This window comes from Jiella sp. M17.18 (assembly GCF_041027365.1).
Lineage (GTDB): Bacteria > Pseudomonadota > Alphaproteobacteria > Rhizobiales > Rhizobiaceae > VKMB-3413.
In genome coordinates this window covers 410,710-423,583 of sequence record NZ_JBFTEH010000003.1, presented here as the reverse complement: position 1 = coordinate 423,583, position 12,874 = coordinate 410,710, and the positions used below count along the sequence as shown (strand labels likewise).

Genomic DNA, 12,874 nt, shown 5'->3' with positions numbered 1-12,874 from the left:
GGCGGCCGTTCGCTTTTGAAGCCTCGGTTCCGCGCCCTTGCGATCCGCACACCGGACGCGGCGTCCCGAGCGTGAGCCTGGCAGCGGCGGCGGCGAGCCCTGCCGCTGGACGCCGCGCCGTTGAATCAGGCGTAGATGTCCATGACCTGGTTCAGAAGGTCGATCGCGTCGGCCTTCGAACGCTGGAACGAGTTGCGGCCGATGATCGAGCCGTTGCCGCCGCCCTCCCGGATGGCGCGGACCTCGTCGAGGAGCTCCGGCGTGTTCTTCGCGGCTCCGCCGGAGAAGACCACGATGCGCTTGCCGTTGAACGCGGCCTGCATGATGTGGCGGACGCGCGCCGCCGCATCGTTCACGTCGACCGGATACTTCTCGTAGGTGGACTTCGCCGCGTCGAGATCGATGTGCGCCGACGGCAGCTTCACCTTGATGATCGTCGCACCCATCAGCGCCGCCATGTGCGCGGCATAGGCGATGATGTCGAGGCCGGTCTCGCCCTCCTTCGACACCTTGCCGCCGCGCGGATAGGACCAGACGACGGAGATCAGGCCGCGCGATTTCGCCTCGTAGCTGATCTCGCGCAACTCCTCGATCATCCCGTAGGAGGCATCGGCGCCGGGATAGATGGTGAAGCCGACGCCGACGCAGCCGAGACGCATGGCGTCTTCCACCGTCCCGGTGAGCGCCTGGTCGGCGCCCGAGACGAGGGAGTTGCCGCTGTTCACCTTGAGGATCAGCGGCACTTCGCCGGCGAAGGTGTCGGCGCCCTGCTCCAGAAGGCCGAGCGGAGCGGCATAGCCGGAGACGCCGGAATCGATGGCAAGCTCGTAGAGGTAATGCGGGTCGTAGGCGATCGGATTGGGCGCGAAGCTGCGCGCCGGCCCATGCTCGAATCCCTGGTCGACCGGCAGGATCACGACGCGGCCGGTCCCGGCCAGGCGTCCATGCATCAAAAGCCGCGACAGATTGCTCTTCAGGCCCGGCGTCTCGCCTTCGTACCAGGACAGGATGTTCCGGACGGCCTCGGTTCTCAGCATGGGTCGTATTCCTTCGACAGGACAGTCGGGCAAGCGGGCTCATGCGCCGCGGGACCTTCTTATTGGCGTCGCGCCAAGGCTGCGTCCAGTCGTCCGGCACGCCGCCACCAAATTAAAATCGGTTAGAACTGTCTGCGCGGCTCGGCTCTTCGTTCGAAGCGGCGGCCATTACGCCGAAGCACTGCGCAGCAAGATGAATTTTCCGCGAAAGCTACACTTCGTCATGAAGTTTCAAACACCGAAACGCGGCGATGGCTACACTGAGCACCTGTTCGTCCCAATGCCGGAGGCCATGCCGATGCAGCCCCTCGTCCAGCGCTATGCGACGCCCCTCATCACGGGGTTCTTCCTGGTCTCGCTCGTTTCGGGCGTGCTGATCTTCTTCCACTGGGGCCCCGGCTTCTTCCACAGCATGCACGAATGGCTCAGCATGGTGCTGATCCTGCCCTTCGTGCTGCACATCTGGCGCAACTGGCGCGCCTTCTCGAACTATTTCCGCCGCCCGCCGATGCTCGCAGCCCTCGCCGTCTCGCTCGTCGCGGCGGCGCTCTTCGTCGTGCCGACCGGCAGCAGCGCCACACGCGAACGGGGCGGCCCGCCGCAGTTCGCCCTCGCCGAGACGGTCCTGTCCGGCTCTGCGGCCGGCTTTGCAGGGCTCGTCGGGCAGCCGGCGGACGCGGTGGTCGCGAGCCTGCAGAAGGCCGGCTTCCCGGCTGCCGACGCGACGACGCCGCTGCGGGCTGTCGCGCAGCACTCGGGCAGGAGCGAGCGGGAGTTGATGACCGTCCTCGTCCAGCGAGTGCCGGGCGCGCCGGCGAACTGACGCCTCGGACGAGCCGGCTTCGGGGCCGGACGGCTGCGACGCCGACCCGCCTTTTCCGTCTTTGGTCGCGGCAAACGGTTGATCCCACCTCCCGGTGGTCCATCCTAAGGCATCGACCAGTCGAACAGACGGAGCCCCTTTTCATGAGATGGTTCTTCACCGTTGCCGCCGCGTTCCTCCTGGCCCTGATCGGTCCTGCCGCCGCGCAGACGCCGCCGAACGTGCTCATCGTCGGGCAGATTGCCGAGCCGAAGTCGCTCGACCCGCAGGCGGTGACCGCGACCAACGACTTCCGCATCCTGATGAACGTCTATGACGGGCTGGTGCGCTTCAAGAAGGGGACGCTCGAGGTCGAGCCGGCGCTGGCGAAGAGCTGGGACATCTCGGACGACGGGACGACCTACACCTTCCACCTGCGCGAGGGCGTGAAGTTCCAGGACGGCACGCCCTTCGACGCCGACGCGGTGAAGTTCACCTTCGACCGCATGCTCGACGACAAGAACCCGTACCACGATACCGGCCCCTTCCCGCTCGCCTTCTTCTTCTCGCAGGTCGACACCGTCACCGCGAAGGACGCGCATACCGTCGTCTTCAAGCTGAAGCAGCCCTTCGCGCCCTTCCTGTCGAACCTTGCCTATCCAACGGGCCTCATCGTCTCGCCGGCCGCGGTGAAGAAATGGGGCAAGGACTTCGGCCGCCATCCGGTCGGCACCGGCGCCTTCCAGTTCGCCGAATGGGACCCGAACACCAAGGTCGTCGTCACCCGAAACAAGGACTATTGGGACGGCGCGCCGAAGCTCGAAGCGGTCGTCTTCCGCCCGATCACCGACGCCAACACCCGCGTCGCCGAAATGCTCTCGGGCGGCATCGACCTGATGGTCGAGGTCCCGCCGGACAGCCTCAGCCAGTTCAAGGGCAACGCCGCCTACAAGGTCTACGAGCAGGCCGGCCCGCATCTCTGGTTCCTGATCCTCAACACCAAGGAAGGCCCGTTCTCGGACAAGCGGGTGCGGCAGGCGGTCAATTACGCGATCGACAAGAAGGCGCTGGTCGACGACGTGCTGCAGGGGACCGCCGACGTCGCCGCCGGGCCGATCCCGCCGGCCTTCGGCTGGGCCACCGACGGCTCGGTCAAGCCCTATCCCTATGACCCAGCCAAGGCGAAGAAGCTGATCCGCGAGGCCGGCGCCGAGGGCAAGACGGTGACCTTCTACGTCGCGCAGGGCGGCTCCGGCATGCTCGACCCCGTCGCGATGGCGACGGCGATCCAGGCGGACCTGAAGAAGGTCGGTCTGAAGGTGCGGATCGAGACCTATGAGTGGAACACCTTCCTCGCCAACGTGAACTCCGGGCTGAAGGGCAAGGCCGACATGGCCGAGATGGCCTGGATGACCAACGACCCGGACACGCTGCCCTTCCTGGCGCTGCGGTCGGACGCCATGCCCAAGGACGGCGGCTTCAACTCCGGCTACTACTCCAACCCGAAGGTCGACAAGCTGCTCGACGAAGCCCGCAAGACCACCGACCAGGCGAAGCGCGGCAAGCTCTACGAACAGGTGCAGAAGATCGTCCACGACGACGCACCCTGGGCCTTCATCGCGAACTGGAAGCAGAACGCGGTGGCAACGGCGGCGGTGAAGGGCTTCGAACTGGAGCCGTCGTTCCTGCTCATCCTGAAGGACGTGACGAAGGGGTGAGCGGGAGGCTGGTCGACGCTCGCTCTCTGTCTGCCATGATTGCGCCAGACGCCCCCCTCTGGGCTGCCGCCCATCTCCCCCCCAGGGGGGGAGATCGACCCTGCGTAAAGGCCCTCGCCAACCCTCGATCTGCCGGGATTGCAGGATCGGTGAAGTCTGGCGGCAGACCAGCGAAGCTGCCGATCTCCCCCCTTGTGGGGGAGATGCCCGGCAGGGCAGAGGGGGGCGCGATGGGCGCGGCTTTCGAGGATGAGGCCGGCGCGGACTCTTGCCATTCCAGGCAGGCCGCCGCATGACCGCGACCATCCTCAAGCGATTTCTCGCCGCGATCCCCGTGCTGTTCGGCCTGTCGGTCCTCGTCTTCCTGATGATCGCGCTGATCCCCGGCGATCCGGCGACCGCGATCCTCGGCGCCTATGCGACGCCGGAGAATGTCGCCAGGCTCAACGCCTCCCTCGGCCTCGACCGCTCGCTGCCGCTGCAATACCTCGCCTGGATCACCGGCATCCTGCACGGCGATTTCGGCCGGTCCTACGCCTTGAACCGGCCGGTCATCGACATCGTGACGGAGCGCTTCTCGGCGACGCTGCTGCTCGCCGGCGCGGCGCTGGTCCTCGCCGCGGTCTTCGGGCTCCTCGCCGGCATCGTCTCGGCCGTGCGCCAGTTCGGCTTCGCGGACAAGGCGATCACGCTTCTGGTCCTCATCGGCATTTCGGTGCCGTCCTTCTGGCTGGGGCTGATCCTGATCCTGTTCTTCGCGGTGAAGACGCGGCTCTTCCCGGCGAGCGGCATGGTGGCGATCTATGGCGGCGGCGGGCCGCTCGACATCCTGCACCACCTCGCTTTGCCCGCCATCACCCTTGCCGCCGTCGCGACCGGCGTCATCGCCCGCCTCACCCGCACCGCCATGCTGGAGGTGCTGCGCCAGGACTATATCCGCACCGCACGGGCCAAGGGCCTCGCCGAACGCCGGGTGATCTACCGCCACGCCTTCAAGGCGGCGCTGGTCTCGGTCATCCCGGTCATCGGCATCCAGGCCGGCTTCGTCCTCGGCGGGGCGGTCTATATCGAGACGGTGTTCCAGTGGCCGGGGATCGGCGCGATGCTGGTCAACGCGATTGCCCAGCGCGACATCCTGCTCGTCCAGGGCGGCGTGCTCGTGGTCGCCACCGCCTACGTCCTCGTCAACCTCGCCGCCGACATCTGCCAGATGCTGATCGACCCGAGGCTGAGATGACCGCCGCGGCCGCAGAACCCGTCGCGGAGAGGTCGGAGCACTCCTCGCGCCCCTCCTCCTTCGCGCTTCTGATGAACAACCGGCTGGCGACAGCAGGCCTCGTCGTCCTCGCGGTGATCGTCGTCGCCGCGCTCGCCGCGCCCATCCTGCCGCTGGAGAACCCCGACGCCACCGACCCGGCCCACCGTCTCGCCCCGCTCTTCTCGGCGGCCCATCCGCTCGGCACCGACGCCCTCGGCCGCGATGTCCTCTCGCGCCTCGTCTGGGGATCGCGCGTCTCGCTCGCCGTCGGCGTCTCCGCCTCGCTGATCGCGGCACTGGCCGGCTCGGCGATCGGGCTCGTCGCAGGCTATGCGGGCGGGCGCACCGACCAGGCGATGATGCGCGGCATCGACCTGTTGATGGCCTTCCCGTACATCCTCCTCGCGCTCGCCATCGTCGCGATCCTCGGCCCGGGGCTCGTCAACGCGCTCTACGCCATCGCCATCGTCAACATCCCCTTCTTCGCCCGCAACATCCGCGGCATCACGCTCGGCCTTGCCCGACGCGAATTCGTCGATGCGGCGAAGCTCTCCGGCAAAGGGCCGGTCCGGATCCTTGCGACCGAAATCCTGCCGAACGTCCTGCCGACCATCGTCATCACCCTGTCGACCACCGTCGGCTGGATGATCCTGGAGACGGCCGGCCTCTCCTTCCTCGGCCTCGGCGCGCAGCCGCCGCAGGCCGATCTCGGCTCGATGCTCGGCGAGGGCCGCAAGGTGATGTTCACCGCGCCGGCGGTGTCGCTGGTGCCGGGCCTTGCGATCTTCCTGATCGTGATGGCGATCAACCTTCTCGGCGACGGCATCCGCGACGTGCTCGACCCGCGTCTCAGATCCGGCGCGCTGACGCGGCCCTCGGCGCGTACCGCGATCGTCCGCGACCGCCGCCGGCCGAAGGAGGAGCCCGACCCGGAGGCGACGCTCGACGTCCGTGATCTCAGCACCGAATTCCACATGGGCCGCAGCACCGCCAAGGCTGTCGGCGGCGTCGACCTCAAGATCGCGCGCGGCGAATGCCTCGGCCTCGTCGGCGAGTCGGGCTCCGGCAAGTCGGTAACGGCGATGAGCCTGATGGGCCTCGTCCCCTCGCCGCCGGGCGTGGTGGCGGGCGGGACGGTCGCCTTCAAGGGCGAGGATCTGCTCGACGCCAGGGATGCGCGCATCCGCGAGTTGCGCGGCGGCGCCGTATCCCACGTGTTCCAGGACCCGCTGGCAACGCTCCACCCGCTTTTCCCGGTCGGCGACCAGGTGGCGGAAGCGATCCGCGCCCACCGGCCGCTCTCCCGCCGCGACGCGGACGCCGAGACGCGGCGGCTGTTCGAGCTGGTGCGCATCCCGAACCCCGCCGAGCGCATGAAGGCCTATCCGCACGAACTCTCCGGCGGCCTCAGGCAGCGGGTCTCGATCGCCATGGCGCTCGCCAACGATCCGGAGCTGATCGTCGCCGACGAGCCGACGACCGCGCTCGACGTCACCGTGCAGGCGCAGGTGCTGCGCCTCCTCGACGAGCTGCGGCGCGAGAAGAACGCCGCCGTTCTCTTCATCACCCACGATTTCGGCGTCGTCTCAGAGATCTGCGAGCGCGTCGCGGTGATGTATGCCGGCCGCATCGTCGAGACCGGAAAGACCGACGAAGTGCTGTCCGAACCCGCGCATCCCTATACGCGCATGCTGATCGACTGCGTCCCGGTGATGGGCGAGCCGGAGCGCCGGCTGGACGCGATCCGCGGCCGCCCGCCGGCGGTCGATGCGCTTACGCCGGGCTGTGCCTTCGCCGACCGCTGCCCGCGTGTTCAGGCGGACTGCCGCACCGGCGAACTTCCGCTGACGCCCAAGCGCGACTCGCTCGCAGCACGCTGCCTGCACCCGCTGGAGCCCGGGGAGACGCTGTCGTGAGCACCGCCGCACCCACCACGACGCCGCTGATGGACGTGCGCGACCTCACCCGCCGCTTCGGCGGCGGACGCACGGTGTTCGGTGCGCGCGAGCCCGGGCTGACGGCGGTGCGGGCGCTGACGCTCGAGCTTCGGCAAGGCGAGACGCTCGGCATCGTCGGGGAAAGCGGCTGCGGCAAGTCGACCCTGGCTCGCATGCTGGTCGGTCTCGACCGGCCGTCCTCGGGCACGATCCGCCTCGACGGCGAGGATCTGACCAGGGCCGGCACGCGGGCACTGGCGAAGCGGGTGCAGTACGTCTTCCAGGACCCGGTGTCGTCGCTGAACCCGCGCCAGACGATCCGCGCCATCCTGGAAGCGCCGATGCGCCATCTGCTGGGCCTTGATGCGGAGGAGCGCAAACGCCGGCTCGCGGAGCTCGTCGAGGCGGTGAACCTTCGGCCCGAATTCCTCGAGCGCTATCCGCACGAATTCTCGGGCGGCCAGGCGCAGCGGATTGGCATCGCCCGCGCGCTCGCCGCCGAGCCGGACGTCATCGTCCTCGACGAGCCGGTCTCGGCCCTCGACGTCTCGGTGCAGGCGCAGGTGCTGAACCTCCTCGACCGGCTGAAGCGCGAGCGCGGCCTCACCTACGTCTTCATCAGCCACGACCTCGCGGTGGTTGAAAGCGTCGCGACGCGGGTGGCGGTGATGTATTTCGGTTCGCTGGTCGAGGAAGCGCCGGCCCGCAACCTCTTCGCCGCGCCGCTGCACCCCTATACGCGGCTGCTCCTCGATTCCGCGCCGGTGCCGGGCCGGAAGCGGGAACGCACGGCCGACGACATCGCCGAACTGCCCGATCCGTATAACCCGCCGCCGGGGTGCCCGTTCGCGCCGCGCTGCCCGAGGGTGCAGGCGGACTGCCGTCAGGCGATCCCCCCGCTGGACGCGGCACGGCGCGGCGAGGCGCAGCGCGCGGCCTGCCTGCATCCGCTGGGGAATCGGGGCTGAGGTGCCATAACCTGCAAAGGCTTGCACTCTTCGCGCCCCCCTCTACCCTGCCGGGCATCTCCCCCACAAGGGGGGAGATCAGCTGCTTCGCCGGCGTCGCCTTTCCGTCTGCGTTACGGCAAGGGGTGGCTGTATCCAGTCGGCGGAAGCAGTCGCGTAGGTTCGATCTCCCCCCTTGTGGGGAGATGCCGGCAGGCAGAGGGGGGCGCGACAGGCGCAGCGCTTCCGGCCGAAGCCTCCTCTCCACTCCCTCACGTCCGCGGCTTCGCCCGCGCCGTCGCGGCCGCGTTCGCCGGGTCTTCCGGCCACACATGCTTGGGATAGCGGCCCCTCAGATCCGCCCGCACGTCCGCCCATGACCCCTTCCAGAAGCCCGGCAGGTCGCGGGTGATCTGGATCGGGCGGTGCGCCGGCGAAAGCAGTTCGACCGTCAGCTTCAGCCTGCCGTCGGCGATGGCGGGATGCTCGGTCAGGCCGAAGAGTTCCTGCACCCGGATCGACAGCACCGGCTGCTCCTCCTCGTAGCGGATCGGCACGCGTGAGCCGGACGGCGCGTCGAAATGCGTCGGTGCGAGGTCCTCCAGCCGGCCCTGCAGCTCCGGCGGGACGAGGCCCTGCAGCGCCTGCATGATCTGGCCGCCCGCGATTGCGGCGAGGCTGGTCGCGCCGGGGATGTAGGGCGTCAGCCAGTCCTCCAGCGTCGCGAGCAGCGCCGCGTTCGACAGGTCCGGCCAGGGCGGACCATAGGCCTTGGCGAGGAAGCGCAGCCGGCGCAGCAGCCGCTCGCCCTCCTTGCCGAGGGGCAGCGCGGCAAGGCCGAGGCCGCGGATTCCGGCCGCCAGCGCCTGCTCCGCCGCCGGGCCGGACGGCGCCGGCAGCGGCGCTTCCGACAGGGTGGCGCGGCCGAGCCGGGTCACCCGCCGTGCCCGCACCGCGCGGCTCGGCGCGTCGAAGGCGACGACGTCCTCGCTCACGCCGCGCGCCGCGACGATGCGCTCGAAGGCGGCCGGCGACAGGGCGGCGGCCGACAGGATCCGGCCGGCCCGCGCCTGACCCTGCAGCTCGGCGACGACAATCGCGCTTTCGCGGGCGAGTGCCGTAGTCTCGTCCAGAACGCCGCCGCGGCCGTTGGTCAGCAGGAAGTTCCCCCGCGCGCCGCGGGCGATCGCCACCCGGTCGGGATAGGCGAGCACAAGCATGGCGCCGGGATCGCCCGAGGTCTCCTCGGCGGCGATGCCGACGTCGCGCGCCGCCCGCTCGGCCGTCTCGGCGATCCGCCGCGCCAGATTGCGCGCGCCCTCGGCCCGCTGGCCTTTCTCGCCGCGTGTTCGGCGCAGGCGCTCGGCGAGGTCGGAGTCGTTGCCGCCGAGGCCGCGCTCGGTGAGAAGAACGGCAAGGAGCGCGGCATCGCGCCGGTCCGCCGGTTCGACGCCCGCCACCATGCGGGCGAGGCGCGGCGGCAGCGGCAGAGCGCGCATTGCCGCGCCGACCGGGGTCAGGCGACCGCTGTCGTCCAGTGCGCCCATCTCGGCGAGCAGCGCCCGCGCTTCGGCGACGGCGGGGGCTGGTGGCGGGTCGAGGAAGGCGAGGTCGGCGGGCTCGCTCACGCCCCAGGCCGCGCAGTCGAGCACGAGGCCGGAGAGGTCGGTTGCGAGGATCTCCGGCCGGTCGAAGGCATCGAGCGCGGCAGTCTGTTCGGCCCGCCAGAGCCGGATCGCGGTTCCCGGCGCAGTGCGGCCGGCGCGGCCGGCCCGCTGGTCGGCGGAGGCGCGCGAGACCCGCACCGTCTCCAGCCGCGATAGGCCCGTCGAAGGCTCGAACACCGGTTGGCGCTTCAGGCCGCTGTCGATGACGACGGAGACGCCGTCGATGGTCAGCGAGGTCTCGGCGATCGCCGTCGCCAGCACCACCTTACGCGTTCCCGGCGGTGCCGGCCGCACCGCAAGGTCCTGCGCCTTCCCTTCCAGCGCACCGTAGAGCGGGGCGATGGCGACATCCGCCGGCACCACCGGCGCCAGCCGCTCGGCCACACGCTCGATCTCGCGCTGGCCGGGCAGGAAGACGAGGATGCTGCCGATCTCCTCCGCCAGCGCCTCGCGCACGGCGGATGCGACGGCATCGTCGACGCGCTCGGTGCCCGGCCGCTCGCGATAGCGGATCGCGACGGGAAAGGCGCGGCCGGCGCTCTCGATCACCGGGGCCTCGCCGAGCAGCGTCGCGACGCGGGCGCCGTCGAGCGTCGCGGACATGACGAGCAGCCGCAGATCCTCGCGCAGCGCGGAGGCGACGTCGAGCGCCAGCGCCAGGCCGAAATCGCCGTCGAGCGAGCGCTCGTGGAACTCGTCGAAGAGGACAGCCGAGACGCCGGACAGCTCCGGGTCGGAGAGGATCATCCGCGTGAAGACGCCCTCGGTGACGACCTCGATCCGCGTCTTTGCCGACACCTTGGTGTCGAGCCGCATGCGCCAGCCGACAGTCTCGCCGACGTCCTCGCCGAGGATCTCGGCCATGCGGCGGGCGGCGGCGCGGGCGGCGAGACGCCGCGGCTCGATCAGGATGATCTTGCCGGAGCCCATGAAGGGCGCGGAGAGGAGATGCAGCGGCACCAGCGTCGTCTTGCCGGCGCCCGGCGGCGCGACGAGGACGGCGCGGCCCTTGTCGTCGAGAGCGGCGGCGAGTTCGGTCAGCACCTCGGACACCGGCAGGGCGGGAAGCGTGACCGACCTCATGCCGCACCCTTGCTTTGCCGGCTTACCTCCGGAGTTCCGCCGATGCGGACCACCGCGCCCCCTGCGGCCTCGGCGTCGGCGGGATCGTGGGTGACGAGCACGGCGGGAATTCGCCGCTCGGCGATGCGGGTAAAGACGAGGGCGCGGACCATGTCCTTCAACCCGGCGTCGAGCCGCGAGAAAGGCTCGTCGAGGAGCAGCGCCTCCGGCTCGGCGATCAGCGTGCGGGCCAGCGCGACGCGCGCCGCCTGCCCGCCCGACAGCGTCGCCGGGTCGCGGTCGAACGTGCCGGCGAGGTCGACGTCTGCCAGCATCGCTTCGCAGGCGGCGCGCCGCGCCCTGCGGCCCCGGATGTGGGGCGGGAGGGCGAAGAGCAGATTGCCGCCCACCGACATGTGCGGGAAGAGCAGCGCGTCCTGGAAGAGGAGACCGATCCGCCGGTGCTCCGGCGCGAGGCCGGTGACGTCGCGCCCGTTCAGCCGGATGCGGCCGGAGGCGGAGAAGCCGGGGCCCAGGAAGCCGCCGATGAAGGCGAAGAGCGTAGACTTGCCGGAGCCGGACGGGCCCATCACGCTCAGCGTCTCGCCTGGCGCGACATCGCGGTCGAGCTGCAGCAGCCGGCGAGCGCCGAGGCTGATCTCCAAGCCCTCCAGAGAAAGTCCGGCATCTTCGTTCATGCCGGTCTGATGCCCCGCCGGCCGCGCCAGAGCAACCGCGGAACGGCGGCGGCGAGCGCGAAGGCGAGGAAGGGGAGCAGCGTCTGCAGGAGCGCATAGACGCCGATGACGCGCCGGTTCCCACCGGCAGCCAGCGCCACCGCCTCGGTGGTAATTGTCGGCAGGCGCCCGGCGCCGATGAGCACCGTCGGCAGATACTGCCCGACCGAAACGGCGAAGCCGATGGCGAAGGCCGAAAGGATCGGCGCCGCCAGCATCGGCAGGCGCACGCGCCACAAGGCGGCAAGGCGCGAGCGGCCGAGGCTCGATGCGACCCGTTCGTAGCGCGGATCGAGCGCGAACCACGGGTCGGCAAGCGCCAGCGCGACGTAAGGCGCGACGAAGATCAGATGGACCGCGACGAGCAGCGGCAGCGAGGGCGTCAGGCCAGCCGCGAGGATCAGCACCTGCAGGCCGAAGACGAAGGCGACCTGCGGCACGATCAGCGGCAGGTACAGGAGCGCGGTCGTTATCGCCGGCAGGCGGCTTTGGTCGCCGCCGGGTGCGGATGTCCGCCGACCCTCGAGCATGAGAACGACGAGCACGAGCGCAAGGCAGGCCGCGGCGAGCGCGACCGTGAAAGCGGTCCGCAGGGGACCTGCCGCCGGGCCGAGCACACGCGCCCAGCCTCCGACCGTCCAGGCGCGTGGCGCGAGATCCAGAAAGGCCCAGAAGCCGGCGAACGACCAGGCGGCCAGGATGAAGAGGCCGCCGAGGACGGCGAGGCCGGCCAGCGCTGCCGGGAGCGCCGCGACCGGGCGCGCCATTGCGTCTCGCGCCAAGCGACGTCCGGCCTCTGACATGCGCTGCCTTGCGATCGCGGCGAACCGCTCCCCGCCCAGCCAGACGAGGATGACCGCGAGCGTGACGCCGAGTTGCAGGAGCGCCCCGGCCGAGGCCTCGAAGCGCCGCGTCAGGTCCGGATCGTTCATCCAGGCGACCAGCCGCACCGCGAGCGGCGCCGGCGTCGATGGCCCAAGGATCAGCGCGACATCGACGACGGAGGAGGCGAACGCCGCGACGGCGATCACCGGCAGGCGGATCTGGCGATAGACGCCCGGCCAGACCGTCAGCAGGAAGCCGGCGATGCGGCCGTAGCCGAGCGAGCGGGCGAGCTGCAGTCGCCTCTCGGGATCCGCCTGCGGCAGCGCCGCCAGCGCCACGAGGAGGAGGAAGGGCATCTCCTTGACGATCAGCCCGGCGATCATCGTGAGGCCGAGCGGGTCGCCGACGATCAGAAGGTCCGGCGGACGGTCGAAGCCGAGGAGGAGCGCGGCAGCCCGGAACAGGAGCCCCGACGGCGCGATCAGCAAGGCAAGGCCGAAGGCGGCCGCTGCGTGCGGCACGGCGATGAGCGGCGCGAGCAGGTGCCGGCCCAGCCGGAAGAAGCGCGTGCCGTAGGCGGCTGCGAGGAACAGGGCGGTACCGGCGACAGAGAGCAGGGTCGTGACGAGGCCGGCGGCCACCCCAAGCGCGATGGAGACGCCGAGCCCAGGCTCGGCGAGGAGCGCGCGCCACGGGGCGAGCGACAGCGTCGTCCCGCCGAGCGCCGGCATGTAGCCGAAGGCCGGCAGCGCCGCCCCGAGCAGGCCGACCCCGACCGGGAAGGCGAGGAGAAGGGGAAGCAGCCAAGGCGCTGTTCCTTCTATTTTCCGCCAGCGGTTCGTCGAAGTCGTCACCACGCGCCTGAGTTCGCTCATCCGCAACAG

The 12,874-nt window shown here is 70.3% G+C and carries 9 protein-coding genes; 5 read left to right on the top strand and 4 right to left on the bottom strand.

All coding sequences use genetic code 11. The features are described from left to right. Positions 1 to 125: 125 nt before the first annotated feature. On the bottom strand, positions 126 to 1,037 hold the full coding sequence (locus AB5S17_RS08395) for a class I fructose-bisphosphate aldolase (RefSeq protein WP_369238130.1): 912 nt from the start codon (positions 1,035 to 1,037) through the stop codon (positions 126 to 128). A 298-nt stretch (positions 1,038 to 1,335) separates the two neighbouring features. On the opposite strand from AB5S17_RS08395, the gene AB5S17_RS08390 reads away from it, so the two are divergent. The 5 genes from AB5S17_RS08390 to AB5S17_RS08370 all read left to right on the top strand — a co-directional run bounded on the left by AB5S17_RS08390 (position 1,336) and on the right by AB5S17_RS08370 (position 7,720). Then, on the top strand, positions 1,336 to 1,860 hold the full coding sequence (locus AB5S17_RS08390) for a DUF4405 domain-containing protein (RefSeq protein ID WP_369238128.1): 525 nt from the start codon (positions 1,336 to 1,338) through the stop codon (positions 1,858 to 1,860). Positions 1,861 to 2,003: 143 nt separating this feature from the next. Continuing rightward, positions 2,004 to 3,557 (top strand): ABC transporter substrate-binding protein, encoded by a 1,554-nt coding sequence (locus tag AB5S17_RS08385; protein WP_369238126.1) that lies wholly within the window; start codon positions 2,004 to 2,006, stop codon positions 3,555 to 3,557. Positions 3,558 to 3,849: 292 nt separating this feature from the next. Next, positions 3,850 to 4,794, top strand: coding sequence for an ABC transporter permease (locus AB5S17_RS08380; RefSeq protein ID WP_369238124.1), 945 nt, complete (start codon positions 3,850 to 3,852; stop codon positions 4,792 to 4,794). Further along, the gene (locus AB5S17_RS08375) at positions 4,791 to 6,731 is read left to right on the top strand and encodes a dipeptide/oligopeptide/nickel ABC transporter permease/ATP-binding protein (protein ID WP_369238122.1); all 1,941 of its coding nucleotides are present in this window, start codon (positions 4,791 to 4,793) and stop codon (positions 6,729 to 6,731) included. The genes AB5S17_RS08380 and AB5S17_RS08375 overlap by 4 nt, the downstream gene beginning before the upstream one ends. After that, positions 6,728 to 7,720, top strand: coding sequence for an ABC transporter ATP-binding protein (locus AB5S17_RS08370; protein WP_369238120.1), 993 nt, complete (start codon positions 6,728 to 6,730; stop codon positions 7,718 to 7,720). Before AB5S17_RS08375 ends, AB5S17_RS08370 begins: the two co-directional genes overlap by 4 nt. 251 nt (positions 7,721 to 7,971) lie before the next feature. Here the strand turns inward: AB5S17_RS08370 and hrpB are convergent, their stop codons facing one another. Genes hrpB through AB5S17_RS08355 form a run of 3 tightly spaced genes read right to left on the bottom strand, consistent with a single transcriptional unit; the run spans position 7,972 to position 12,847 of the window. Beyond that, positions 7,972 to 10,449 (bottom strand): ATP-dependent helicase HrpB, encoded by a 2,478-nt coding sequence (gene hrpB, locus AB5S17_RS08365; protein WP_369238118.1) that lies wholly within the window; start codon positions 10,447 to 10,449, stop codon positions 7,972 to 7,974. Continuing rightward, a complete protein-coding gene (locus AB5S17_RS08360; RefSeq protein ID WP_369238116.1) occupies positions 10,446 to 11,126 on the bottom strand; it encodes an ATP-binding cassette domain-containing protein in 681 nt (226 codons plus the stop codon). The genes hrpB and AB5S17_RS08360 overlap by 4 nt, the downstream gene beginning before the upstream one ends. Further along, positions 11,123 to 12,847, bottom strand: a complete 1,725-nt coding sequence (locus AB5S17_RS08355; protein ID WP_369238114.1) for an ABC transporter permease — start codon at positions 12,845 to 12,847, stop codon at positions 11,123 to 11,125. The genes AB5S17_RS08360 and AB5S17_RS08355 overlap by 4 nt, the downstream gene beginning before the upstream one ends. Positions 12,848 to 12,874 lie beyond the last annotated feature (27 nt).

Bases quoted from the DNA above. Each gene is read 5' to 3' on its own strand.
- AB5S17_RS08395 (WP_369238130.1), bottom strand. From the start codon at position 1,037: ATGCTGAGAACCGAGGCCGTCCGGAACATCCTGTCCTGGTACGAAGGC.
- AB5S17_RS08390 (WP_369238128.1), top strand. From the start codon at position 1,336: ATGCAGCCCCTCGTCCAGCGCTATGCGACGCCCCTCATCACGGGGTTC.
- AB5S17_RS08385 (WP_369238126.1), top strand. From the start codon at position 2,004: ATGAGATGGTTCTTCACCGTTGCCGCCGCGTTCCTCCTGGCCCTGATC.
- AB5S17_RS08380 (WP_369238124.1), top strand. From the start codon at position 3,850: ATGACCGCGACCATCCTCAAGCGATTTCTCGCCGCGATCCCCGTGCTG.
- AB5S17_RS08375 (WP_369238122.1), top strand. From the start codon at position 4,791: ATGACCGCCGCGGCCGCAGAACCCGTCGCGGAGAGGTCGGAGCACTCC.
- hrpB (WP_369238118.1), bottom strand. From the start codon at position 10,449: ATGAGGTCGGTCACGCTTCCCGCCCTGCCGGTGTCCGAGGTGCTGACC.
- AB5S17_RS08360 (WP_369238116.1), bottom strand. From the start codon at position 11,126: ATGAACGAAGATGCCGGACTTTCTCTGGAGGGCTTGGAGATCAGCCTC.